This window comes from Paenibacillus sp. ALE2, from assembly GCF_054113385.1.
In genome coordinates this window covers 1,607,017-1,632,558 of the sequence record NZ_CM134213.1, presented here as the reverse complement: position 1 = coordinate 1,632,558, position 25,542 = coordinate 1,607,017, and the positions used below count along the sequence as shown (strand labels likewise).

The following is a 25,542-nucleotide window of genomic DNA, read 5'->3' as shown; positions in this document are numbered from 1 at the left end:
TGATTACATGAGTTTACCAGAAAGTGTGGGAAATCGGATACGGGAGCTAAGAAAGGCTAAAGGATGGACACAGGAACAACTGGCAGAAGCAGCAGGACTCCATTACAGTTATATTGGCGGAGTAGAACGTGGAGATCGAAATATTTCATTGGAGACGTTGGAAAAAATAATTCTAGCGTTAAAGGTTCCACCCTTTGAACTTTTTCAATTCGACGAAAATACAGATCGAAAACAAATCATAAATGAGCTTATGCTACTCATAAATTCAAGAGAAACAACAGAGCTTGAAATTCTTACTACTATTACTAAAAACATTGTTGGTTTAGTCGAGTTACAACAAAAAAAGAATTGAACTATTCTCTTTTATCTAACTTTTACACTTCATCTTCCATAAGCTTGTTGAGGTGGTTAATATGACAAAATTACGGAATTCGGTTGGAGAAAGAATTAGAGCAATTCGGAAGGCTAAGGGACTAACACAGCAACAACTTGCGGAGCTTTCAGGATTAGATGATGCATATATCGGATCACTAGAGCGTGGCGAAAGGAACTTTTCGATTGATACCTTGGAGAAGGTGTTAACCGCCTTAAACGTGTCTATCAGTGAGTTGATGTTTTCCGAAGAACATATGACTACAGACGAAATGATTCGGCAAGAAGCGATAGATGAGTTTGTTGCGCTCACCAGCAGATTAAATAAAGAACAAATCGGGATTCTTAGACGTGTTAGTAAAGAAATTTCACGCGCGTTCGACTAAGCCATTCCACCCTGAAAAATCTTAAATAAAACCAAAAAAGAGCACCGCACAGGTGCCCTCATAAATCTCCATAAAAATACTCAAGCATACAACATAAAAAAGCTCACTTCATGTCCCAGTTGCTTCAGATAATTGTAGATCTGCGAACGGTGATGGAACACATGGGTCACAGTCTCAATCTGCCATTGAACCTGCAAATGCCCATGCTCCATATAAAAGGCCTTCGTCGAACGATTCAGATAATCGTCTTCGCTAAGCGAAAGAATGTAAGCCTTATATGCCTCAAAATTCTGCCTGAAAGTCGCAGCTAAGCGCTCGGGATCTTCCACCCCGGACAGGCTGGTTTCAATCTCTCCTACTTCACCCTCGGACTTCTCCTGCATAATCGCAAGATCCGAAGCTGGAATAAGCACAAAGTGATGCACTAACTCCAACAGCGAGCGGAAATTATCCTGTGGGCGAAAGCTCCAATCGTCTGGACGTATTTTACGAATTAAGGCTTCCCCCGTCCGTACCCCAGTCTCCAGCTCATTCAGCAGATGATCGCGAACTTGCAGTGTTCCACTCATATTCTCATCTCTCCTTTGCCATTCTTCTTCCTATTTTGAGTATAGCCGAGGGTTCCGAACGTGTATTGTAAAAATCGGACAACTTCCGAAAGTCCTTAGCCGCAGTAAGTGGGGAAGCTCCATAAAATCTGCGAAAATCACGGATTAGATGCGCTTGGTCAAAAAAGTTATGCTTCAATGCCAACTCCATCGAATCGACAGAATCACCATTCTGAATACTGTGCAGAACGCTCTGGAAGCGGACGACTTCACTGAACTTTTTGGGGCTGATCCCGATCCATTGTCCAAATTTGCGGTTGAGCTGTCTTTCACTGATCGCCTCGCGCTCGGCAAGCTCCTTAACCCCCACACTCCCGCCGCTCACAAAGATGCGATGCAGCAGATTTTTCATCAGGTCACAATCGCTTGTCCTACGACGCAGTAGAAGCTGGTTGAGATACTGATCCATTAGGCGCACCCGTTCATTAAAGTCTCGTGCCTCAAAAATACGCTCCCCTATGACAGCGATGCTTTCGGGCCATATCTCTTCCAAGCGATAATTACCGCCTGTAAACAAGTGAGTCGGCATACCGTGAAAATAATGTGCTCCACCGGGGAAAAATCTTACTGCAAAAATGCGTGTCTCGGACCCTGCTTGTCTGGTAGACACGAACGGATGCGTAAATGTCCCGCAGTATGAGAGTTCCTGACGCTTACTCACCGGGTCGTATTCTAATAGAATATCCGTACAACCATCAGGTAATACCCGGTCCACTGCCTCTTCTTCCTCCAGCCAGCCTAATGAAGCTTCGTCTCTATCCGATACTGCCATATTCCGTTCATAAACTTCTCTAGTAGCCGGACCCGACTCCCAATAGCAGGCTACGTAAGCTCTCAGCGCAGCAGACGGCTTTTGTTCAATATAATATGTATAGGGATCACTTCCATTGACCTGAAGCGGACGAAACAGTGAATGCAGCAAAGGGTCCATCCAACGTTCACTCCTGTCTCAGTACGTGGTGGGGATATATACAAAAAGGACGTTTCTGCCCGAAACGCCCGTGCTTGTTTTTTAGACGACCAAAAACTCTGCTTTCTTCTCACATTCCTTGCACTTCACTGGAGGGTCCCAATCCGAAAATTTCGTTTCTTTGAGATCGACGACATCCGGTGCATCCTCGTATTCATCGACGAACATATCAATTGCCAGTTCCACATGCTCTTTACATACCACGTACATTCCAGTTGCATCCCTTTCCGTTTGAAGCTCTTCCTGTTGTAGGTGTGTCAAAACCGCCTTCTTTTGTTCTACCACACTTGACGCGGAAAGGAAAGGGCTTGCCCACTATCCCTGACGTTTGGTCTTAAAAATGAGAAAATTACTGACGTTCAGGTCTTCACGGAAATGGGGATATTTCTCAAGCATATCAGCAGACGGCTTCGGTTCGATCATCCCTTCCAACAACAAACCCGACTCCACAATGGCCTGTACATAGCTGCCTAGCGTACGGTGAAAATACAAAAGCTTTTCCTCCTGATCATAAGGAATCGCTTGCTCCAAAGGGCCTTCGTTGAAATATTGATCTACTTTCCAATACAGCTTTTTCCCTGTCTCATCCTTCACCCATCCACTCTGCGGCGTCAGAAAGCACGGATGCAGAATAGAAAAAATAAAGCGGCCTCCTGGAACTAATAATCGCCGCATTTCGGCAATCGCCTGCTCATAATGAGCCAAGTCCTGTATGACCATATTGGACACGATCAGATCAAAGCTCTGGTCCCCGAACATCTCCAGCTTCTCCAGATTGCCATGGTGATATGTAATTCCCAACGCTGATGGTGTTCGCTCTTTGGCTAGCCTCAGCATCTCTGTCGAGTAATCGACAGCCTCCACCAAAGCACCCGCCCTGGCCATTTTCCGGCTCAGATAACCTTCGCCACAGCCGGCATCCAGCACCTTTTTGCCTGCGATCAGTCCCATACACTCTTGCAAAGCAGGATTTAGCAGCACTTCACGAGACCGATCCCCTTCTTCAGTGTACTTAGCAAGTAAAATTTTCCGCATGCATATTCCAGCGTCGAATGGCCTCTTCGGAGTTCCACTTATTCATATTCATCTCCTTCTTTCCTTTGTATTTGAAGATTTTGTAGGGTCATAGATTCTACACTCATTTCTGTATTTTTTCAATAATAACGCTTACAATTGTAAAATAACTAATTCACACATGATTTTTACTTGAATTATGCAGGTATTCCATATTGCATTAGTATGATAGTGTTTTATTAGAAAGCGCTTTCAAAAATAACTTTGTAAAGGGGCCTGTTATGTTAAAACGAAGACCCATTTCATTGCTGTCGTTGACGCTTGCCATTACCCTATTATTATCCACGTTCGCATCTGTGGCCGCTGCTGCTGAAACGGACGAACAAGCACAACCAGTTGCTGCAACAAGCAATATGCAGTCATATGTGGAAGCCATGCAGCCTGGATGGAATTTAGGAAATTCGCTGGATGCTGTCGGGGCGGATGAGACCGCCTGGGGCAATCCGCGCATTACCCAAGCTTTGATCCAGCAAATTGCTGCCCAAGGGTACAAAAGTATTCGGATTCCCGTCACCTGGGATAAGCATATTGGAGCCGCACCCCATTATACCGTTGAATCTGCCTACATGAACCGTGTGGAAGAGGTTGTTCGCTGGGCACTGGATGCCAATTTGTATGTCATGATTAATGTCCATCATGATTCATGGACGTGGGTAAGCAGTATGGAGCCCAAGCATGATGAAGTGTTAGCACGCTATAACGCATTATGGACACAAATTGCCGACCGCTTTAAAAATCAGCCCAACAAGTTGATGTTTGAAAGTATTAACGAGCCCCGCTTTTCTGAAGGGGGAACCACGGATGAAGCGAAAATGAATCAGATGCTTCATGAGCTAAATGTATCCTTCCACAAAATCGTTCGCGCCTCCGGTGGTAAGAATGCCACTCGTCCCCTTGTTCTGCCTGGATTAGATACTTCACCTGCTCAGGCAAAAATCAACGAACTGTATAACACGATAACCAAGCTGAACGATCCCAACCTGATTGCAACCGTTCACTATTATGGCTTCTGGCCTTTCAGTGTGAACATTGCCGGGAATACAACATTTGATAAAGCGGCCCAAAACGATATTGTTCAAACCTTTGATAATGTCTATAACACCTTTGTAGCCAAGGGAATCCCGGTTATTGTCGGTGAATATGGCCTGCTCGGTTTTGATAAACATACAGGTGTTATTGAACAGGGTGAAAAGCTGAAGTTTTTTGAATTTTTGACTTATTACATGAAAGAGAAGAAAGTAACAGGCATGATCTGGGATAACGGCCAGCATTTGAATCGGAGCACTTACAAGTGGTCTGATCCTGAACTCTTTAATGTCATTAAGGCCAGCCTGAAAGGACGTTCCTCCAATGCAGCTAGTGATCTCATTCACTTGAAGAAAGGCTCTTCTGTTCAGGATACCAAGATCACTCTAAACCTGAACGGCAACCAGTTGAAATCGCTCAATGCCAACAGCAAGCAGCTGAAACAGGGCACCGATTATACGCTGAGTGGAGATACATTAACCTTCAAAGCCAGCTTGCTCACCAGCCTAATTACTTCCGGTAAATATGGTGAGAACGCCGTTATTAACACCAAGTTTAATAAGGGAGCAGATTGGAATTTTAGAGTCGTCGTGTATGATACACCGAAATTAAGTGCCGCCGAAGGGACTACACAAGCCTTTACCATTCCAACAGACTTCCGTGGTAGCCAGCTTGCGACGATGGAAGCCGTGTATACGAATGGTGGCAATGCCGGTCCACAGGATTGGACACCTTATAAAGAGTTTGGCAATACTTTTGCCCCTGCCTATGATACGAATGGCATCAAGCTGTTGCCTGAATTTTTCAACAGTGTGAAGGATGGTGAAGTCACGTTGAAGTTCCACTTCTGGAGCGGCGATGTAGTGACATACAAAATCACCAAGAGCGGAACCCGCGTGACGGGTACGACATCTTAATCCAAGGCACTGCAGAAATCAAAAAAAGGCGTTCCCGGAAATAAGCCGGAGAGCGCCTTCTTTATAGTTAAGTCTATCATTCAACCTTAGCCTTCCGGCTTATCTGTTAATTTTAACGTCACCGACTCTTCCTTGCCTGCCCGGTAAAAGGTAACTTTCATCTCATCGCCAATCTTCTTGTTATCGTACAGGTAGCGACGCAAATCAAGCGTAGAGTTAATCGGTTCGCTATCAAACGCTGTAATGACATCGTTCAGCTTCAAGCCGCCCTCCTTGGCAGGACCATGGGCCTCCAGAACAACGGCTCCATCCTTGACGCTGTCAGGCAGCTTGAGTTCCTTGCGCTGAGTTTCATCCAGCGGTGCATATTCATTATTGAGGTCCACCGTGTACACCCCCAGATAAGGGCGGGTAATCTTGCCGTCCTCAACCAGTTCATTCACCGTCTTCATTACCTCATTAGCAGGAATGGCGAAGCCCAGTCCTTCAACACCTGTATCGGCGATTTTCATCGTATTGATGCCAATCACCCGTCCGTCCAGATCGACCAGCGCTCCGCCGCTGTTTCCTTCATTAATCGCCGCATCAGTCTGAATCACATGCTGTTCCCAGTCATATACACCATCCTGATTAATGGAGATCGGAATGATGCGATTCGTATAGCTCACAATGCCGGAGGTCAGGGTGTCTCCCAATCCGAGCGGGTTGCCAATCGCAATGACCGTCTCGCCCAGACGAAGTTTGCTGGAGTCCCCGATATCCGCCACTGTGCTAATGCCTTTATCATCAACGGCCAGTACAGCGATATCACTAATGCGATCCTTTCCGACCAGCTTCGCCTCTTTTCTGACACCGTCTACGGTTACAATATCCAGATCATCCGATCCTTCAATGACATGGTTGTTTGTCATAATAAAGGCTTTGCCTGAGCTCACACGGAAAATGACGCCCGATCCAAGCGCGGATTGTTCCGTACTTTTACCTTCTTCCCCCTTCAGGTTTACGATGCTGACGACGGCTGGGCGTACCTTGGCTGCCGCCTGCACAATCCGATCATACGGATCGCCCGCTGCTTGCCGCAAGGGATAATGACTTGCTCCGGTTACCGCTGTAGTGGAGGGCAGACCTGTAACAAAGCTGAACAGCAGCACGGAAACCACTGCACTCACCGCACCGCTAATGACAGCAGCCTGCACCGGACTTACCCGACGATTCCTGTGCGGCCAACGTCCTCGTCCTCCGCGACGCGCCTTAAATGCCGTTTTTTTAGCCGCACGTGTGGACACCTTCGTTGAATAAAAATCATCATCAAACAAGCCCATGCTAATCCTCTCCCCTTCGTTGTCATGCACCGACACTCACTAAAAAATTAGGGCTATTCGGGCTTGCGCCAACCTATGCTACAGAGAACCTGCTCCGTTGAACATCTCAAATGGATTGAATATCCCCTACCATCGGAATTCAGCAACTAATCGTTCCGGTCTACTTATTAATCACCACAAATGGAACCTTCCTAAGCAACCAAATCTCATAAATTAGCATACACGCCGAATCTGACCCCGAATAGAGGAAAAAAGAGGAATGATTTCCAAACCAATGGACTACAATAGTAACAAGTCTTCTATTCTATTACAAAATGATCGTCTCATAGAGACGTTCTGGCTTGTTCCCGTCCGCTTAAAGCAGCCTATACTTTCGATGAGAGCCTTCCTTCAGAAAGCTTTCTGTTGTTAGCTTTATTGTATCACAGCACTTGGCAAAACCACAGGCAGAACCAAGCTTATTGCACGCCATTTTAAAAATATTTTTACAGGAGGAATATAGGATGAATTCCCATCGTTCCGCTATGGATGAAGTTCGCATGGCAGCCAAGCTTGCGGATTTGAAAGACGAGCACTACCGTAATACACTGGCGCTAAGTACATTGATTGAGCTACTGGTGGACAAAGGCATAGTGACCCGTGAAGAGGTCGAGCGCAAAGCCGCCGAGCTGGACAGCTTTATGGCTCACTTACCTTATCCCAAGGTGTAGGACGATCATAATACGTATCACACAATCGAAACTCACTATCCTTGTAAAAACAGCCGCGGTCTTCCATTGCCCCGCGTACGGTCAGCTTCGCAAGCTCCATCATATTGTGGTCGCGGCTCAAATGTGCCAGATACGTCCGCTTTGTCCGTCCGGTCAACAGCTCGCTAAGAATCGCACCTGCCATCTCATTGGATAAGTGGCCGATATCACTGAGTATACGGCGCTTGATGTTCCAAGGATAGCGGCCCATACGCAGCATTTCTACATCATGGTTAGCCTCTAGCACCAATACATCTGCATCTGATATCGCTTGTTTTACCTTATCGCTGACATAGCCGAGATCGGTCGCTACGCTAAGCTTCTCTGCCCCATCATAAAAGCTGTATCCTACGGGCTCAGCCGCATCATGGGAGATGCCAAAAGACTCTACACGCAATGACTCAAATTCCCGTGTCGCGCCTGTCTCCAATATTCTGCGGTTATCATCCGCGATTTGCCCAACAGCGTTGCTGATGGCAAACCATGTCTTCTCGTTAGCATATATAGGTAAATTATATTTACGCGCCATGGCGCCTAGTCCTTTAACATGATCGGAATGCTCATGCGTGACCAAAATACCATCCAACTCTTCTCCGCTCAGATCGCGTTCTTTCAGCAATTCGTCAATACGCTTTGCGCTGAGACCTGCATCGATGAGCAATGTCGTGTCTTCGTTCCGTACAACGGTAGCGTTGCCGGTCGAACCGCTCGACAGCACGGTAAAAGAAATCCCCATATCTGTTCAAGACCCTTCTGTATGTTCTGTCTTTGGACTAATGACATCTCCGTTCATCTGTACATAATACACGCCTTTTCCGTTGTCCAGCATAAACCGCCACACCGGAGCAGCCACCTGGCTATCGGAGTTAAAGGTCTGTCCGTAATATCCGAGCCGGATATCCTTCACTACGGAGTCACGCGGCAAATAGCCATCGATCAGCCTCGCCAAGGCTTTGGACGCAGGCAGCATTTTCTTTGCCTCATCCGAGGGCTGGAGCTCCACTTGAATTTTGCGATACCCTGTAATCTTCTGATTGCTGTAAAACAGAGCTAGCTTCACATTAAAGAGCGGCCACTTGCCCTGTACCAACGGATGCAGCACAAAAGCATCTGCCTGTCCGGATACGAACTCCTCCTGGACATCCAGCGGATCATACTGATAGCTATCGATATCCTTGATTTGCGGCTCCAAAGCCTCCACTAGCGCATCATGAGTGAATACCAGCTTGCTGTCCACCGGTCTCAGCAGCTGCACAAGTTCATCTTTCTCTCCACTATGGACATAGGTGTAAGACAGCTTGGGCAGCTGCGGGGTATCTCCGGGAATCGGAGCCAGCACCTGAATGCTTTTCTCTTCCATTAAACGCTGCGTGTTTTCATCCAGTGAAGTAAAATCCAGATTCGGCCCGGCCGTTTCCTGCGCATCATGCCACAGTTGATAACCCAATACCACATTGAGCAGCAAAAATGTACAGATCAGTACGTTTTTAGCGCGGCTCCAATCCATTCCCGTTCCCCCTTCCTATTATCACTTTGTCTCTTGGTCTGACTTTGTTGGTGTTGTGTTGGATGCTGTCGTTACAGGAACAGCATGAATCTCTGCAACAGAACCGTCGCTGAACGTAACACGCCACTCTGGGATGAGCTTCAATCCGTCATTGATCAGCTCTGGCTGATATACAGGAGTCAGATCTCTAATCGACTTGCCGTCGCCTACCGTTTGCAGTTGCTTCTCCAAGGTCTCACCACCTGGCAGCATCACTTTCTTCGAGGATTGCTCCCCGCCCTTGAGATACAGCAATGAACGATCATAGACAGATGCCGTTTCCTGCTGGATTTGCAAGGAGATCGTACCAAAGCGGAACGATGGCGTGTCCAGCACCGGATAAGCGCCATAATACTGCTGGAACATCACACTTGTGCGATTTTCATCGCTGCTTCTCAATTTCATCTGATACGCAGCATCCCAACCGCCATGCTGATTCACAAAATCAACTGCGGCCAACACGTCCCTAATTGGACTGCTTCCATCCGCTCCCGGTGCACTAGGATCGGTATAGCTCATCCAACGTTGATCCTGCTTGATCTGTAAGCTACGCTTGCTATCTGTATAAATCTGTGAACCATCTTTTTCCTGAATATTGCGCGTAATGCCCGGATCGAAAAATAAATTCCGCTGCATCTGTTCTGTCGTAAACAACCCGGCATATACCACAGGCTGTACAGTCTCCAGGTCATCCACGGGAATGTAATACTGATTATTCACCAGCTTGTACAACGGGGCATTTTTTCCAAAATTCACATGCTGCCGAATGTCTTCTACCGTCATATCGAACTGGTTCGCCTCATACACCACATCACCTCTGGCACTGAAAAAGAGTGCGTGCGGCTTGGCATTCTTTTCGTCGATGTAGATCCAGATGCGGTTAATCGTCTCCCCCTGAAATACTGAATCCGGCGTCAGACGCATGACCCGCTCCAGTAATGAAACCGGAACCCCGCCGGAAAATGATAATTCGATCCCCTCATTCTCACTGCGAATCCGTGCCCAGTCCGCTGACTGGATACTCCGACGTTGGAAATTGTTAAAGCTTCGGCTTTCCAGCCGTGTATAAATCAAATCGTAAAAAGTAACCCCCGGATAAAAAACGGTATGTTTCTTCTCACCTTGATGAATTAGCATCCTATCAGGGAATACAAGATTTTCAATCTTTTTCTCCTGCCCCATGCTTTCAGTTTTGACATAGTTCGTTTCTGAAGTGAGTACAGAATCACTGCCTGGAAGACGGTAGATCAAAAAATAAGTCTGAACCAGACTGGAAGCCACCAGCAAAACAAGCGTCCAGGACTTCAAACGTTCCTTCACTGTGCTTCCCTCCCTTCACCCGACATAGGCAGCGTAAAGGTTGTACAAGTTCCCTGACCATATTCAGACTCCAGGAAAATCTGACCTCCATGGGCCTTTACAATTTCCCGGGCAATCGACAGTCCCAGTCCTGTGCCACCCATATTGCGCGATCTCGCTTTGTCCACACGATAAAACCGTTCAAAAATTCGGTCCAAATCTTTTTTGGGAATACCAATTCCGGTATCCTGCACCGAAATAGCCAGCATTCCCTCATGGTTGCGGCGAGCCTCGATCCGGATACTTCCACCTTCCGGCGTATATTTCAATGCATTGGACATCAAATTGTCCAGCACTTGATCAATCTGATCGCGGTCGATCACGACCTTGCCAATCCCCTGCTCTACGAACATGCCTGAGCGAATGTGTTTTTGCTTCATTTGAAAAGAAAACCGATCCGCGACCTCATCCAGCATCTCCATCACATCGGCAGGCTGCATCCGCAGAGGCGCCTCATTGGAATCGAGCCGCGACAGATGCAGCAAATCCGTAACCAGCCGGATCATACGCTCCGTCTCGTTACGGATGACACCTACAAAACGCTCTGCGAGCTGCGGCTCAGCCATCGCGCCGTCATCCAGCGCTTCAGCGTAGCTACGGATCGTCGTCAGCGGTGTGCGCAGCTCATGAGATACATTAGCGACGAATTCCCGCCGCGTCGTCTCCATCTCTTCCTGCTCCGTCACGTCCTGAAGCACAGCAATCGTGCCCGTAATGCCAAATTCGCGCCGATGAATGGGTGTAAAGGTCACGCGGATGACGATGGGTTCATCCTGACCGGCCGGCTCCAGCTGCAAGAGCGTAGAAGCGGACGAGCCGCTGTACAGGGCCTCGGTTTCCTCCGGGTCGATCCCCAGCAGTACCGCGATATGTCTGCCGGTCATTTCATTCTCGTTCACGCCCAGCATGGCGCTGGCCCGGCGGTTGACCAGAATGACCCGGCCATGATCGTCGGTAGCGACCACACCGTCGCTCATATTGGTCAAGATGGAGGAGAGCTTTTCCTTCTCCTCCTCATTCTGCGACAGGGCCTCACGTAGACGTCCTGTCATATAGTTAAAGGCCACGCTCAGCCTGCCGATTTCATCTTCGCCAAACACTGGCATCTGCTGGTCAAACTTGCCCTCAGCGACCTCCGTTGCATGACGTGTCATCACTTTGATTGGATGCGTAATCGTGTGGGCCAACACCACGCCCAGCACAGCCGTCAACGCGAGCGCAATCAGCATACCTGAGAGAAACACATTGTTAATGCGTTTCATCGTATCGTACAGCTCAGCCATGGAAGCAGCGATGTACACAGCACCGACGATTTTGCCTTGGCTGATGACAGGCTTGGCGACGACCTTCTTGCGGACGTTATCTTCGTCCACCATATATTCCTCGTTATCACGGATTCCTTGGAGTGCGCGGCTAACCACTGTCTGCGTATTTTTACGTCCGACATAGTCAGCATGAGAGCCTTGAGAAGTAATCAGTACTTTGCCACTGGCATCCAGCACCTGAATTTCCGCGCCGCTGAAATCAAACAAGTTATTCACGCGTGCACGCAGACTTTCGACGCTATCTTCCTCCATTTTGCCATCACTGCCACTCAGATCCTGCTCCGCCAGCACGGACAGCATCTCCGCCCGTGCTTGCAAATCCTGCGTAAAATTACTCGTCAACGAGTTCTTCATCGAGCTGACAAAATAGACTCCAATCAACTGCATGGCCACCAAGATTAGCAGCACATAGATAATAATCAGCTTGGCATGAATGGTGCGAAAGAAGGACAGCCATCTCATGCCCGCAGGCCACCTTTGCCCCCGCTAACGATATATCCGAGGCCACGCCGTGTCAGGATCGTCTCCGGCTTGCTCGGGTTCTCCTCAATCTTCTCGCGCAGTCGCCGGATCGTCACGTCTACCGTCCGCACATCCCCGTAGTACTCAAATCCCCATACCGCTTGAAGCAAATGCTCGCGAGTCATGACCTTGCCTGCATTTTTTGCCATATAGTACAGGAGCTCATACTCGCGGTGCGTCAGGTCAAGTGGAGTTCCGTTTTTATAGGCTGTATACATATCCGCATCAAAAAAGAGATCGCCTACGCGCAGCCCCTGCTTATCCTCCTGTGGGCGGCTTTCCGGCGTGCCTGCTACGCCGCGTTGCTGTCTACGCATCTGTGCCTTTACCCGTGCCAGCAATTCGCGTGTGCTGAACGGCTTCGTCACATAATCGTCCGCACCCAGCTCCAGCCCTAGCACTTTGTCGATTTCCCCATCCTTCGCAGTCAGCATAATAATTGGCGTCTGAAGCTGATGTCCGCGCACCTCGCGGCATACGTCCATACCGTCCATGCCCGGCAGCATCAGGTCCAGCAAAATCAGGTCTGGCTGTTGCTTAACCGCGATATCCACCGCACTGATTCCATCAAAGGCGCAAATGACCTCGTATCCTTCTTTTTCCAAATTAAATTTCAAAATATCAGCGATAGGTTGTTCATCATCCACTACTAGAATCGTCCCTTGCATACAGCGTTCACCTCTTCTCACGGATCATCATCTATTATTAACTTTCGTTTGTCAGTACCCATAAGATGCTTATTCTATTCTATCATACCCGTATGCTATTCCATTACTTTTCCAGACCCTTTTCTTTACGCAGAAAAAACCATGCCTGCACCTGGCTATTAAGCATGCAGAAAACATGGTCTTCCTCCTTGATCCTCATCGAATCACATAACTCTCGATTTAAACATCCAATTTATCTTAAATACGTCATTGGATTTTGTGGCGTATTATTTTTGCGAATCTCAAAGTGAACATGTGTGCCTGTGGAACGTCCGGTGCTTCCCATGATACCAATCGCTTCACCTTGCTGAACAACTTGTCCCACATGGACACCAATACTGTTCAAATGCCCGTATACTGTTTGATAGCCGTTGCGATGATCAATCATAATGACATTACCGTAGCCATTCTGCTGACCGGCAAATGTGACGACACCTTCATCAGAAGCTTGAATCGTATGATCGCCGACCAAGTCAACACCTTCATGCATACGTCCCCAACGTCCTCCGAAGCTACTCGTCATGATTGCACCCGCAGTCGGCCAGGCAAATTGGCCCGAGCCTTCCCCCTCGACTTTCGTTCCTCTCAGAACCACCTCGGTAACAGACGGCTGTAACACCTTTTGACCGAGCCATTCCTCTTGCACGACCTCACCGTTCTCCTTGGTCAAACGGTAGTCCATTTCTTTAAGACCTGCTTGTCCCGGTCTGACCACTTTCGTAACTCCTGCTTTCAATTCATCGCTCTGGCGAATCTCTACTTCAGGCTCGATAGCAATCTGCTCGACGACCTTTTCTACCGTTCGTACCGTAACAGGTACCTTGGGAGCTGTGACCTTTAACTCGTCCCCAATTTGCAAATACAACTCACGCAGACCGGGATTGTTCTGCTTAATCTCCCAAGCCGTCGTATCGAACTTCGTAGCAATCGATGACAAAGAATCGCCTTCTTGCACTGTATAGGTTGTAGGAGCTTCACGTCCCTCGGTCAGTACCTTAACCGCTTCTGCCTCCGTCAGCACCTTGTTCGGATCTGCTTTCACAGGCTCATACGCAATCTTTTCACGGATACTGGCAGACTCCAGCCATGCTTTAGGCGCCTTCGTGCTTGCGCTAGCATGACTACTCCCTACGGATGTTTTGCGAACTAGCCCCTTGATGCCTGAAGCCGTACCTTCACCCGCAGGTGTGTATTTCTTCTGCACTTGCTTTAAAGCCGCTTGTGCCGTCGCTTTATCCTTTACAATGCCAACCGTCTGTCCGTTGACCTTCACTTCTACTCCTTTGGCATAGGCAGTCAGCATGCCATCCAGCTTCTTCAACGTGGCTGCGCTATCGATATCTGCCTTATATGCCTTTTCCGTGCTCGTCGTGACCGCGCTCGTATTGAGCACCATTTGCACGTCAGGATACTTGTCTTTATACTGTTTGCTCTTCGTTGTGTACAGTTGCTTAAGCTGTTGTTCATTCAGGATACTGCCGACCTCAACGCCTTTAACATACACTTTATAATAAGGAACTGTATTGGCTCCAACATACTGATTGCTAGCAAAAATAAGACCGCCAACAATCACAATTCCGCCTGCCGTCCAACTTAACCATCTTTTCCGTCCGTTCCACCATGTTGCTATTTTCCCTGCTTTATCAGCAGAATTGCTTTCAACGCTTGAATTTCCATTCCTGTGGTCTGGTGATAACTTCCCCTTAGAAACCTCCATGGTTCTCTCCTTTTCAGCATATCCTATCTCTATTAAATGCGTTCATTATTGTCCTTTTACATGATAAAAGTAGCCATTTTACAAGCTTATCTATGATAATAGTCGCTATCTAGCATTGCATAGTTATGTAAAAGGTTTCAAAAATTTAACCTTTTCACAACACAGTATACTTTAACATAGCTTTTACAAAGAATTCAACTGCACTCCAATTACTTCCTAGCACGCAAAAAAATCCGCGCCCGGCGCGGATTCTACAGTCCTGTTTTGAGCATTAACATTGCCCATACATTTATGCATTTTATTTATGCATTATTTAAGCATACCCATCAATTTGTTATATTCCTCTTTGGTCAAATACTTCGCAAGCACCTGCTGAATATCTTGCAGCTCCTGCTCGGTGAGACCGCCTTCCATCGCAGCTGATATTTTCTGCATCTCTTCTGGCGGCAGTTTATTCATAAGAATCGTAAAAATCTCCTGCTTCTGAGCCGCCGGTAAATTGTTCTTTTTCTCCGTCAGATGGTCGGGCGTAATGACCAAATCATGGCCTTCGATACTCGTTTCAGGTGTAGCTGTACCTTCTGCCTGCTGACGCGGCTCGCTGTCTGGTGTTCCCGCCGACGTGGTCCCTTCCTGAGATCCCTTGTCATTGGATGCACCACCTGTCTTATTTCCGCTTTCTTCTAAGCCCTGTCCCATGACAGGCAAAGCATTATCAGGCGGTGTTACACTTCCAGAGTCGCTCCCTGTCGTCTTGCTCTTCCCTGTACCTGTACTTTGATCAGTACCAGCGCTGCCTTTTAGCCAGCCCCATCCCCATATCGGCTGATGATCGAGCTGAATGTTAAATTGCCGTAACAGCGATTGAACATAAGCATTCACGACCACACCGGTCACTGCCAGTGTCAGCGCGCTGACCAGCACCACCGTCATTCCTTTTTTAAGCAGCCATCCAAGCCACCTCATATCCCGTTACCTCCTTATACGCATCTTGCCATGTGTACATCATGAAGTGCATATAGACCAGTATTGACGAGATATGACGATTTTTAACCCTTGGAATATGTAAAACTAGTACAAACACATCCATATAAAAAAGGAGAGGGAGGCATGAATTGCCTCCCTCCCCTTGATTTAGCAGAAATAGCTATACTTTCGAACAGGCATGACGCCCTCATAGAATCCTACGGATATTTTACAAATAAATCGGAAGCACTTGGTTCGTTTGATCGCGGTTACGACCAACCGAGAAAATAGCGATTGGAATACCTGTCAACTCGGATACGCGTTGTACGTAATGGCGGGTAGTCTCCGGCAGTTCCTCCAGCGTCTTCACGCCAGTAATGTCTTCGTTCCAGCCTGGCATTTCTTCATATACCGCCTCGCACTCTGCCAGCATTTTCAAGCTAGCTGGATAATGCGTGATGATCTCGCCGCGGTATTTGTAGCCTGTACAGATCTTAACTGTTTTCAGGCCTGTCAATACGTCCAGCGAGTTCAGGGAAAGACCAGTTAATCCACTAACACGACGGGCATGGCGCACAACGACGCTGTCAAACCAGCCTACGCGGCGAGGACGGCCTGTAACCGTACCGTACTCATGGCCTGTTTCACGAATGTAATCGCCGACTTCATCGTGTAGTTCCGTTGGGAAAGGTCCATCCCCTACACGAGTTGTGTACGATTTAGCTACACCGATCACTTGTTGAATTTTGGATGGGCCTACACCAGAACCGATACATACGCCGCCAGCCGACGGGTTAGAGGACGTAACGTATGGATACGTACCTTGGTCGATATCGAGCATAACGCCTTGTGCACCTTCAAACAACACCTTACGATTGGCGTCAATTGCATCGTTCAGCACAACAGACGTATCCGCTACATAAGGACGAATAAACTCAGCATATTCCAGATACTGTTTCAATATTTCTTCAACATCCAGCGGCTCGCCGCCGTATACTTGCTCAATCACTTGATTCTTTTCCTTCGTTAGATGGCGCAGTTTCTTTTCGAATTCTTCTGCTTCCAGCAAATCAGCAATACGAATACCGTTACGAGCAGCTTTATCCATATAAGCAGGGCCAATCCCTTTACGGGTAGTACCAATTTTGTTAGGACCTTTGCGGTCTTCTTCCAGCACGTCCAACGTCATATGGTAAGGCATAATGACATGTGCGCGGTCACTAATGACCAAATTTTTCGTGGAAAATCCATTATCATGAATATAAGTAATTTCTTCAATAAGAGCGGCTGGATTCACTACCATGCCGTTGCCAATAACACACTTTTTATCTTCATAAAAAACGCCGGATGGAATCAGGCTCAGCTTATACTTTTTACCGTCAATGAGAATCGTATGACCAGCATTGTTTCCGCCTTGGTAACGGGCCACTACTTCAGCGCTTTCCGCCAGATAGTCCGTGATTTTACCTTTGCCTTCGTCTCCCCATTGTGTCCCCACAACGACTACAGTTGACATGTTTCATTCCTCCGTGGAGTGCCCACAGACACTCTGATTTTGAGCTGACGCGCTAACACATATCTGGCTTCAACCGCCTCAGCGGGCAGGTATGGAGCGTTCTCGGACAGCAGGAAAAAACGTCCGTCGCAGACATTCCGTAAGTTCGGAAAGCCCCGGGCGTAATGATCTCCCCACTGCGTTGAAGCAGCACTATAAGTGTACCAGTACCATTTTTCAAAGTCAAATAAAAAGCGAACATTATATTACATGAAAATAGTATTGTTCGTAATTGAGAGTTTCAATCGTTCTATGAAAATATATGAATTCTATAAAAAAGGCTCTCTCGTAATCGCGATACCCGCGTCGAAAGAGCCTTTTCTAATCATACTAATATATTAACCGGCGAACGCATCCGAATGGGCACGCTCGTAATTAGCGAATTTATTATAATTTTTGAGAAATACCAGCTCTACCGTACCGACCGGGCCGTTACGCTGCTTGGCAATGATAATTTCAATAATATTTTTCTTTTCTGTTTCCTGATTATAATAATCATCCCGGTACAGAAACGCAACGATGTCAGCATCCTGCTCAATGGAACCCGATTCCCGCAAGTCACTCATCATGGGCCGCTTATCTTGACGCTGCTCCACACCCCGGCTCAGCTGGGAAAGGGCAATTACAGGCACTTCAAGCTCACGGGCGATTTGTTTCAATGTCCGTGAAATTTCGGATACCTCCTGCTGCCGGTTCTCGCCCGCTTTGCCGCGTCCGTGAATGAGCTGCAAGTAGTCAATAACGATCATACCCAGTCCCTTTTCCGCCTTGAGACGGCGGCATTTGGCACGGATATCAGCCACAGTGATGCCGGGCGTATCATCGATATAGATTTCCGCCTCTGACAAGGCTGCAATGCCCATCGTCAGCTTCGCCCAATCGTCGTCGCCTTTAAATTCACCTGTCCGCATGACGTTCGCGTCCAAGTTAGCCTCGGCACAGATCATCCGCTGCACGAGCTGAGCCGCCGACATCTCCAGACTGAAGATGGCAACCGTCTCTTTTGCCCGTACTGCAACATTTTGTGCAATATTCAGGGCGAATGCCGTTTTACCTACAGATGGACGGGCAGCCACAATGATCAGGTCATTGCGCTGGAAACCCGCCGTCATCTTGTCCAGGTCAACGAATCCGGACGGAATTCCGGTCGTGTTTCCCTTGTTCTGATGCAGCAATTCAACGCGGTCGAACACTTCCATCACGACATCGCGGATGGCGATAAAACCACTGCCTGAGCGCCCGTTGGAGATTTCCATAATCTTGCGCTCAGCATCACTCAGCATACCGGCGACATCCTCGCCACTGCTATAGCCTTCGCTCACAATCTGTGTAGCTGCACGAATCAAGCGACGAAGCATCGCTTTTTCTTCAATGATCTGGGCATAGTAATCCACGTTAGCCGCTGTTGGCACCCCGTGAGCCAGCTTCGCAAGATAACTGACACCGCCGATATCCTCCAGCTGACCTTTGTCCTGAATTTTCGAGGTCAGCGTAACCAAGTCAATCGGCTGTCCGGATTCACCCAGCTCAATCATTGCTTCGTAAATCATTTGATGAGCTTTATCGTAAAAGTCCTCGGTCTGCACCCGCTCCATTGCGGTAATCAGTGCTTCAGACTGAAGCAAAATAGACCCAATAACCGCCTGTTCAGCCTCCAGATTTTGCGGAGGAATCCGATCAAAAAATTCGCCGCCCATAATTATTCTTCAGTCACCTGTACTTTCAGCGTAGCTTTGACCTCAGGATGAAGCTTGACGGTCATTTGAGTCACGCCCAACGTACGAATCGGTTCTTCCAGCTCGATTTTGCGTTTGTCCAGCTTGATGCCTGTTTTAGCAACAGCCTCTGCGATTTGCTTGCTTGTAATCGCGCCGAACAGACGTCCTCCTTCTCCAGCCTTTGCTTTGAGCTGAATTGTAGTCTCTTCCAGCTTTTTGCCGAGTACTTGTGCCTCTTCCTTTTCCTCTTGCTTGCGTTTCTCCTCAGCAGCATTTTGGTTTTCCAGCGTCTTCATATTTCCTTCCGTTGCTGGACGGGCAATCCCACGCGGCAACAGAAAATTCGCTGCATAACCGTCGGATACTTCCTTAACCTGCCCCTTCTTACCTTGGCCCTTCATATCTTTAATGAATATTACTTTCATTCAAATAACCCCTCTTCCCCATCAATTTCGGCCAGTACGTCGACCACTCTGCGCTTAGCTTCCTCCAGCGAGCAATCCAGCTGAACCGCCGCATTCGTCAGATGTCCTCCGCCGCCTAGCCGTTCCATGACGACCTGTACGTTCATGCGTCCGAGTGATCGGGCGCTGATCCCCACCAGGCCGTCAGGACGTTCACTGACCACAAAGGAGGCCAGTACATCCGTCATATTGAGTAATGAATCCGCCACCTGAGCAATCAGGAGCTGCGGTATTTTTTGTCCGGGCTCGGTCACCGCAATTGCGATATGCCCATATATCATTTTAGCATGCTTAATAATTTCCGCCTTAGCAATATATTCATCCAGGTCCTCTTTTAACATGCGCTGGATCATCACTGTATCTGCTCCACTACGTCTTAAGAAGCCAGCTGCCTCAAACGTGCGTGAGCCTGTATGCAGGGAGAAATGCTTGGTATCCACCGTAATCCCCGCCAGCAGTGATGTTGCCTCCAGCGGTGTCAGCTGGACCTTTTCATGGATATATTGCAGCAGCTCAGTCACCAGTTCACAGGCCGATGACGCGTATGGCTCCAAATAGATCAGAACAGAATCATTAATAAATTCCTCGCCCCGACGGTGATGATCCACAACCACCACCCGGCTGGCCGTCTGCACCAGACGCGGCTCAATCGTCATTGACGCCTTGTGCGTATCCACCACAACCAGCAGGCTATGCTCGGTCATCACCTGAAGCGACTGCTCCGGTGTCATGAGCGCTTGCGACAGCTTCTCATCCTTGTTTACCTGCTCCATCATTCGGTCAATAGACGGATTGGATTTGTCCAGTACGATATGGGCCTCTACATTGTAAAGTGCCGCAGCCTTCCACACACCGATAGCTGCTCCTATTGCATCCATGTCCGGTATTTTGTGTCCCATAATCAGCACACGGTCGCTCTCCTGCATCAGATCACGCAACGCATGCGCAATGACTCGGGCTCGGACCCTGGTACGCTTCTCGACAGCATTGGACTTGCCTCCGTAAAAGGACAGGCGCTGTCCCGCTTTCACTGCTGCCTGATCTCCCCCACGCCCAAGCGCCATATCTAGACTGGATTGAGCTAGCTCGCCCAGCTCCTTGATACTCTCTGCGCCGAAAGACAAGCCAATGCTCAATGTCATCGGTACTTTCAAATCTGCTGTCATTTCCCGCACGGTATCCAAAATGACGAATCGGCTTTGCTCCAGCTCCTGGAGTGCTTTATGATTCAGCATAATAAGATAACGCTCAGATGACAACCGGCGCAAATAAATATTGTATTGATTGGCCCAAGACGTAATCTCGCTGGAAACTTTCGCAATAAGCGCGGTACGCTGCTGATCGTCCATTCCCTGAGCAGCCTCGTCCATATTATCAAGCATGACAATACCAAGCGCTAACCGCTCGTTCTCATACTGCTTGCGCAGTACCGCGAGCTCCGTCACTTCATACAAATATATCAGACGCTCATCAGGCACGATTAGAAACTGATAATGACGCTCATCATGCTGTAATTCCACCTTTAGTTCACGAGCAGACTCTTTCGTTTCCTTTTTAGTGCTTAGAGCGTTTGCGAGTTGAGGAAACAAATCTTGAAGGGGCTCTCCAATCAACGATTGCTCCTCGAACATCTCACTGGCAAAGCGATTGTGCCATTCTACCGTCCGATTTTCACTGTATAAAATGATACCGAACGGCAGTGTACTGATCGCTTCTCCCTCCACCCGCTTGATCCGGAAGGAAAGGCCACTGATATATTGATTCAGTTCCCGACGAAAATCCAGCTCCGTCTTCAGCATCAATCCGCCGAGCAAGAATGATAGCAGCAGTCCTATCACACCCAGTTCCCAGTTGTACATGGAAATACATATGACAAGCACCAGCAGCAGTAAAAACGCCCAGACCGTCTGATAGCCGTGCCAGCGTTTTTGTAGAAATTTAGGCATGACTGTTCACCCTATTTCTTTGATCTTGTAATAGCTTCACGCAGCGGAAAGGCCAAATCAATAATACCTATAATGCGGAGCGGCTGGAACACCAGAACGACGAGCGACAGCAGCAACGCAATCACTGGGCTCATTTTACGGCTATGCGTCCAGAAGTATACAAAACCAATTGTCTGGATAATAAAACATGCATGGATCAGCGGTAGCATACTAATGGAAACCGTTTGAATCCAGCTGCTATCGGAGGAATCCGCTATCCATCCAATTACAATTGCCAGCAGATAGTACCAGATCAGCGTGCGTGGTAGCATCCACTCGCGGGCAGGCTTCATTTTACGTACCGGAACATCGAGACTGCTCAATGCTGGACGTGCCAAAGCATGTGTGATCACTGCCAGTATAAACGAGCTGACGATCATCACATATGGAACTTTACCAATCAGCATTGTACCGAGTTTCTGCGTATCTTCAGCTGTCCAGCTCATATTCGCAAACATCGGATTCGCACTTAAAATCTGCTGTACAATACTGGCCGATATCTCGGCCTGATCCCGAAGGGACTGCGAAAGATCAAACCCGAAGGAATACGTAGCGATAAACAGTACAAACAACAATTCGGCCAAAATAATGCCCGTTCCGGTCATCAACGCCTGAAAAGCAGATCCTCCCTTTTTATATATCCGTCCCATCAATATAGAAGGAATCAGAAAGTAAATCGCAGGAAGCAGCGAATACACATCGAGTAGCGCTATAATTAAAAGCACCGGTATGACGTGAACCAGAAATCCTTTGAAAGGCAGCGATGAAAACAATACAGCGCCAGGCACAATCAGAAAAAATACGGTAATAATTCTAAATGGTGTCAATAGAGTCAGCAGCAGAAGCAAATAAATAACGCTCCATGCTACAGTGGCCAAGCGGAATTTCAACGTTTTCACCTCTTACGCATATGTTCTTCCAGTGCGGAAATGTCCTGATACCAATCCTCCAGCTGGTGTCCTTCTTTTCTGTGCTTTCTTAGCTTGTCGATGAGTAGATCATCCAATTCACGGTAAGACACCCCAAGACGCCTCCCCAGAATATAACTGCTCATCACCAGGCTGGCCAAACAGTCACCAATACGGACTGTACTGCCTTCCCACATCGCCTTAAACAGACGGGAGACTTGGTCAAGCACCTCTGTTTTAAGCCATTCAATAACCTTGGCTCGTTTAACTACATCCATTTCTTTAGGCATATGATGAAGAGTCACACCCCTCTGAAAAAGCTTTATTCTCCATTATAGCATATCCTATTTTGAAAATAACTGTTACCCCATAGGGTAAATCGTTATTTTCAGAGCAGCTTTGCTACTTATTATAAGCCCATGTCAACACTGTTAGCCCCTAGGGTAATAGTAATCTTCAGTGCGGCTTTGCTGCTTATTTTAGCTTGAAGTATTAAGCGATTCCTTGGACACAAATTTCTCACAATACTCAATAATTTGGCTGCGGCGCACGATACCGATAAACCGTTCCATATCATCCACAACGGGCACAAAGTTTTGTACCTTCGCCAAATTAATCAGATCCTCCATATTGGCATCAATGGATACAGGTTTCATCGAAACCCGCAGCGGAACGTCCTTGAGCATAAACTTAGAAGCGTTTTCAAAGGTGATTTTCCCCTCGGACTCTTTCATATGCCACAATAGGTCACCCTCTGTAACCGTACCCGTATATCTACCTTCCTTATCCAAAATAGGAACCGCTGTGAACCGGTGATATTCCATTCGTTCCAATGTTTGCCGTAGAGTAGCATCCGCCGTTACACAAGCGACCTCTTGTTTGGGAAGCAAGAAAAAAGCAATATTCATGAGAAACGAATCCCCCTCAAAATCAAATATAAATCCATTGATTACTCACTGAATGTCCTGTTTGTCGGGAAGCCTCAGCGTCTGCGGGGTTGTATCAGAGTCTAGCCAGTTCGCAATCATAAGTCTGGCATATTCAAGTTCCTGTTCATTAGCCCGGTCATAGTACAGGCCCTTCTTCTTGAACCCTTCCCCCGTAATCGTAAAACTTGAGATTTGTGGATTCCCTTGTGAAATAGCTTGCTTGCCAAGCCCAGTAATAAAGGCAGGTTCCATATCCGTTGTGAAATTGGCCCCCATGATATCGAGCAACTCCGGGATCTTGGTAATTCCGTCGATATTCAGCAGCCTATCCGCCATTGCGTTCAAAAAAATTTGCTGACGTTTTGTGCGGTTGAAGTCGCTATCTTCCCGATACCTAACATAATACATCGCTTCTTCACCATTATAAAGCGGCTTGCCCGCCTCAATACGGAACTTGATATGCAGCGGGTTTTTATTCTCGATGGGCTGGTCGATAGGTAACACTACTCCGCCCACTGCATTCACGGCATCCTGAATACCCTGGAAATTAATCGTAGCATAATAATCGACCTTATGCTCCATCAGCTTCTCTACAGTGCCCATGGACATATCCTCGCCTCCGAACGCATAAGCATGCCCCAACTTATCAAAATCATCCTCGCCATCTCGATTGGAATCATGTCCGGCAATCTGTACATACGTATCCCTTGGGATAGAAATCAAGAGCACACGCGATTCTGCGGGCCGTACAGCAGCATATATCACCGTATCTGAGCGACCACGTGCCTTTTCATTGGGCCGTTGATCTGTCCCCAGTAATAACACCGAAAAAGGCTCCTTCTGGTAAGCAACGGTCTCTTGGGGCTGTTGTTCCTTGGATTGACGAGGCTGGTAGGATTTCTCCAGCTTGCTTTCCAGCGTCGGTGACACAAACCAGTCAAAAGCCACGAGCGTCAGCTGTTTGCGGAATAGATAGCCCCCTACTGCCACTAAAAGCAAGACAATACATGAAATATATAGAGCGGTAAACCTCTTTTTCTTTTTGGGCTTTCCACGGGTCCTTCTCTTATGTCTTCTCTCCATCATGGCTTCCTTCCTTCTTTCGTCCACAAATCCCATCTCTTCATTAAACCGGATTGATCCCTCATGAAGCGGAAACTTCCCCTCAAAGCATAAAAGGTCTGCTACCTTGTTGTCAAAAGTGCCATGGCGTGGTTAGTTCCTCAAACTCATGACAAAAAAGGCTTTGCCCTTACGGTCAAAGCCCTCATTTACGTTTATATAAGTATTCTATGTAGCTTTCAAAGTTATCTTTTATCTTAATGCAGAGACAGTTTCACCAAATTTTGCAATCGTACCGGAAAAGAGGTGGACAGAGAAAAACCATAATCAAACAGCTTCCGTGTCTGTGCGAAACGCTCTTCCTTGCTCGGTGCACCCAGCACTACAGCAACTAATCGTTTGCCATGCTGCTCAGCTGTACCAGTGAAGCAGTATCCAGCATCGCTTGTGTACCCTGCTTTCAATCCGTCCGTCCCCGCATAAGAGTACGGTCCAGCCAAGGAAGGCAGCATCCAGTTCGTATTACTGATGTAAATGCCCTTATCCTTCAATTCCATCTGTGTGCGGCTGGACGTTCTGAGAATCTCAGGATGTGACGTAATCAAGTAAGAGGCCAACTTTGCAGTGTCGCTTGCCGTCATTTTTGTTTCTCCGCGAATATCCTTAGGATGGTTCGGCCCCAATTCACTCTGACCAGCCCCAGAGGCATTACTAAAGCGACTACCGGGTGACAGCCCAATTTGAGCAGCCTTTTCATTCATGCGCTTCACAAAAGCGGACTCATTCCCTGATGAACGCTCTGCCAGCGCTACAGCGGCGTCATTCGCTGAATACACAACCATACTTTGGAACAGTTCAGATACGGTCATTCTTTCCCCATACCGAAGAGACAGATTCACACCACCCACCGTACTGGCATAACGACTAATTCGCACCTCATCATTCCAGCCTAACCGTCCGGTCCGAATATCCTCCAGTACCAACAGCTCGGTCATGAGCTTGGACATATTTGCAGAAGGCATAGGCTTATCGCCATTCACATCCATCAGTAATTCCCCGGTGTGCATGTCCATCAGCACTGCAGCGTCTGCATCCACATTCGGCTTTCCGATCAACAAGCGGGGTCCAAGAGTAATAAAAATCAATATAATAAGTACCGGGACGACAATAGCCCAACGTAACCAATGTTTTTTCATCATCGTAATAACCTCCATATCTTATTAGACGATGAAAAATCCATTTTGTCTGCAATTTTTCGAAAAAAAGATACAATTTTTTTACCTTTTTTTATTTCACGGCAAAATATCCGCCAATCCTTGTTACAGGATGACGGATATTTTGCTTCTTCAGTATGT

Annotated in this window: 24 protein-coding genes and 1 pseudogene; 4 read left to right on the top strand and 21 right to left on the bottom strand. The window is 47.6% G+C overall.

What is annotated here, in order from left to right:
- The first annotated feature begins 7 nt into the window (after positions 1 to 7).
- Complete coding sequence (locus ACXHJ1_RS06995) at positions 8 to 352, top strand: helix-turn-helix domain-containing protein (protein WP_069012356.1); 345 nt, start codon at positions 8 to 10, stop codon at positions 350 to 352.
- A 61-nt stretch (positions 353 to 413) separates the two neighbouring features.
- The gene (locus ACXHJ1_RS06990; protein WP_025366246.1) at positions 414 to 758 is read left to right on the top strand and encodes a helix-turn-helix domain-containing protein; all 345 of its coding nucleotides are present in this window, start codon (positions 414 to 416) and stop codon (positions 756 to 758) included.
- An 80-nt stretch (positions 759 to 838) separates the two neighbouring features.
- Here ACXHJ1_RS06990 and ACXHJ1_RS06985 read toward each other — a convergent pair whose 3' ends face one another.
- The 4 genes and pseudogenes from ACXHJ1_RS06985 to ACXHJ1_RS06970 all read right to left on the bottom strand — a co-directional run bounded on the left by ACXHJ1_RS06985 (position 839) and on the right by ACXHJ1_RS06970 (position 3,417).
- Positions 839 to 1,327, bottom strand: a complete 489-nt coding sequence (locus ACXHJ1_RS06985) for a DinB family protein (RefSeq protein ID WP_457905824.1) — start codon at positions 1,325 to 1,327, stop codon at positions 839 to 841.
- 4 nt (positions 1,328 to 1,331) lie between these two features.
- Entirely contained in the window at positions 1,332 to 2,297 is a 966-nt protein-coding gene (locus ACXHJ1_RS06980) for an AraC family transcriptional regulator (RefSeq protein ID WP_457905823.1), read from the bottom strand.
- An 81-nt stretch (positions 2,298 to 2,378) separates the two neighbouring features.
- Positions 2,379 to 2,546: a CxxH/CxxC protein gene (locus ACXHJ1_RS06975; protein WP_013373879.1), complete on the bottom strand. Its 168-nt coding sequence runs from the start codon at positions 2,544 to 2,546 to the stop codon at positions 2,379 to 2,381.
- Positions 2,547 to 2,651: 105 nt separating this feature from the next.
- Positions 2,652 to 3,417: pseudogene (locus tag ACXHJ1_RS06970) on the bottom strand (class I SAM-dependent methyltransferase).
- A 214-nt stretch (positions 3,418 to 3,631) separates the two neighbouring features.
- Here ACXHJ1_RS06970 and ACXHJ1_RS06965 point away from each other — a divergent pair.
- The gene (locus ACXHJ1_RS06965; RefSeq protein WP_457905822.1) at positions 3,632 to 5,353 is read left to right on the top strand and encodes a cellulase family glycosylhydrolase; all 1,722 of its coding nucleotides are present in this window, start codon (positions 3,632 to 3,634) and stop codon (positions 5,351 to 5,353) included.
- Positions 5,354 to 5,439: 86 nt separating this feature from the next.
- Here ACXHJ1_RS06965 and ACXHJ1_RS06960 read toward each other — a convergent pair whose 3' ends face one another.
- Entirely contained in the window at positions 5,440 to 6,675 is a 1,236-nt protein-coding gene (locus tag ACXHJ1_RS06960; protein ID WP_457905821.1) for a S1C family serine protease, read from the bottom strand.
- Between the two features lie 503 nt (positions 6,676 to 7,178).
- Here ACXHJ1_RS06960 and ACXHJ1_RS06955 point away from each other — a divergent pair.
- Complete coding sequence (locus ACXHJ1_RS06955) at positions 7,179 to 7,385, top strand: hypothetical protein (protein WP_013373883.1); 207 nt, start codon at positions 7,179 to 7,181, stop codon at positions 7,383 to 7,385.
- On the opposite strand, the gene ACXHJ1_RS06950 is transcribed toward ACXHJ1_RS06955, so the two are convergent.
- The 16 genes from ACXHJ1_RS06950 to ACXHJ1_RS06875 all read right to left on the bottom strand — a co-directional run bounded on the left by ACXHJ1_RS06950 (position 7,354) and on the right by ACXHJ1_RS06875 (position 25,386).
- Positions 7,354 to 8,160 (bottom strand): MBL fold metallo-hydrolase, encoded by an 807-nt coding sequence (locus ACXHJ1_RS06950; RefSeq protein WP_016822471.1) that lies wholly within the window; start codon positions 8,158 to 8,160, stop codon positions 7,354 to 7,356. The two genes, ACXHJ1_RS06955 and ACXHJ1_RS06950, sit on opposite strands and share 32 nt — an antisense overlap.
- A gap of 6 nt (positions 8,161 to 8,166) precedes the next feature.
- Positions 8,167 to 8,931, bottom strand: coding sequence for a two-component system regulatory protein YycI (gene yycI, locus ACXHJ1_RS06945; protein ID WP_016822470.1), 765 nt, complete (start codon positions 8,929 to 8,931; stop codon positions 8,167 to 8,169).
- Between the two features lie 21 nt (positions 8,932 to 8,952).
- The gene (locus tag ACXHJ1_RS06940; RefSeq protein ID WP_039276490.1) at positions 8,953 to 10,290 is read right to left on the bottom strand and encodes a YycH family regulatory protein; all 1,338 of its coding nucleotides are present in this window, start codon (positions 10,288 to 10,290) and stop codon (positions 8,953 to 8,955) included.
- Positions 10,287 to 12,041, bottom strand: coding sequence for a cell wall metabolism sensor histidine kinase WalK (gene walK, locus ACXHJ1_RS06935; protein ID WP_373364934.1), 1,755 nt, complete (start codon positions 12,039 to 12,041; stop codon positions 10,287 to 10,289). Before walK ends, ACXHJ1_RS06940 begins: the two co-directional genes overlap by 4 nt.
- A 71-nt stretch (positions 12,042 to 12,112) precedes the next feature.
- Entirely contained in the window at positions 12,113 to 12,844 is a 732-nt protein-coding gene (yycF, locus tag ACXHJ1_RS06930) for a response regulator YycF (RefSeq protein ID WP_013373888.1), read from the bottom strand.
- Positions 12,845 to 13,076: 232 nt separating this feature from the next.
- Positions 13,077 to 14,600 carry a M23 family metallopeptidase gene (locus ACXHJ1_RS06925; RefSeq protein ID WP_103042643.1) on the bottom strand — a complete coding sequence of 508 codons (1,524 nt, stop codon included), beginning with the start codon at positions 14,598 to 14,600 and terminating at the stop codon, positions 13,077 to 13,079.
- Positions 14,601 to 14,909: 309 nt separating this feature from the next.
- Positions 14,910 to 15,566: a hypothetical protein gene (locus tag ACXHJ1_RS06920; protein ID WP_025366254.1), complete on the bottom strand. Its 657-nt coding sequence runs from the start codon at positions 15,564 to 15,566 to the stop codon at positions 14,910 to 14,912.
- Positions 15,567 to 15,795: 229 nt separating this feature from the next.
- Positions 15,796 to 17,082: an adenylosuccinate synthase gene (locus ACXHJ1_RS06915; RefSeq protein WP_016822464.1), complete on the bottom strand. Its 1,287-nt coding sequence runs from the start codon at positions 17,080 to 17,082 to the stop codon at positions 15,796 to 15,798.
- Positions 17,083 to 17,459: 377 nt separating this feature from the next.
- On the bottom strand, positions 17,460 to 18,818 hold the full coding sequence (dnaB, locus tag ACXHJ1_RS06910) for a replicative DNA helicase (RefSeq protein ID WP_013373892.1): 1,359 nt from the start codon (positions 18,816 to 18,818) through the stop codon (positions 17,460 to 17,462).
- A 2-nt stretch (positions 18,819 to 18,820) separates the two neighbouring features.
- Positions 18,821 to 19,264: a 50S ribosomal protein L9 gene (gene rplI / locus ACXHJ1_RS06905; RefSeq protein ID WP_016822463.1), complete on the bottom strand. Its 444-nt coding sequence runs from the start codon at positions 19,262 to 19,264 to the stop codon at positions 18,821 to 18,823.
- The gene (locus tag ACXHJ1_RS06900) at positions 19,261 to 21,249 is read right to left on the bottom strand and encodes a DHH family phosphoesterase (RefSeq protein WP_016822462.1); all 1,989 of its coding nucleotides are present in this window, start codon (positions 21,247 to 21,249) and stop codon (positions 19,261 to 19,263) included. The genes rplI and ACXHJ1_RS06900 overlap by 4 nt, the downstream gene beginning before the upstream one ends.
- Positions 21,250 to 21,260: 11 nt before the next feature.
- Positions 21,261 to 22,178, bottom strand: a complete 918-nt coding sequence (locus tag ACXHJ1_RS06895; RefSeq protein WP_016822461.1) for a DUF2232 domain-containing protein — start codon at positions 22,176 to 22,178, stop codon at positions 21,261 to 21,263.
- Between the two features lie 5 nt (positions 22,179 to 22,183).
- Positions 22,184 to 22,486 (bottom strand): MazG-like family protein, encoded by a 303-nt coding sequence (locus tag ACXHJ1_RS06890; protein WP_013373896.1) that lies wholly within the window; start codon positions 22,484 to 22,486, stop codon positions 22,184 to 22,186.
- 189 nt (positions 22,487 to 22,675) lie between these two features.
- Positions 22,676 to 23,104, bottom strand: a complete 429-nt coding sequence (locus ACXHJ1_RS06885; RefSeq protein WP_013373897.1) for a CBS domain-containing protein — start codon at positions 23,102 to 23,104, stop codon at positions 22,676 to 22,678.
- A gap of 45 nt (positions 23,105 to 23,149) precedes the next feature.
- Entirely contained in the window at positions 23,150 to 24,211 is a 1,062-nt protein-coding gene (locus ACXHJ1_RS06880; protein WP_017425988.1) for an LCP family protein, read from the bottom strand.
- Between the two features lie 233 nt (positions 24,212 to 24,444).
- Positions 24,445 to 25,386, bottom strand: a complete 942-nt coding sequence (locus ACXHJ1_RS06875; protein WP_016822459.1) for a D-alanyl-D-alanine carboxypeptidase family protein — start codon at positions 25,384 to 25,386, stop codon at positions 24,445 to 24,447.
- Positions 25,387 to 25,542: the final 156 nt, after the last annotated feature.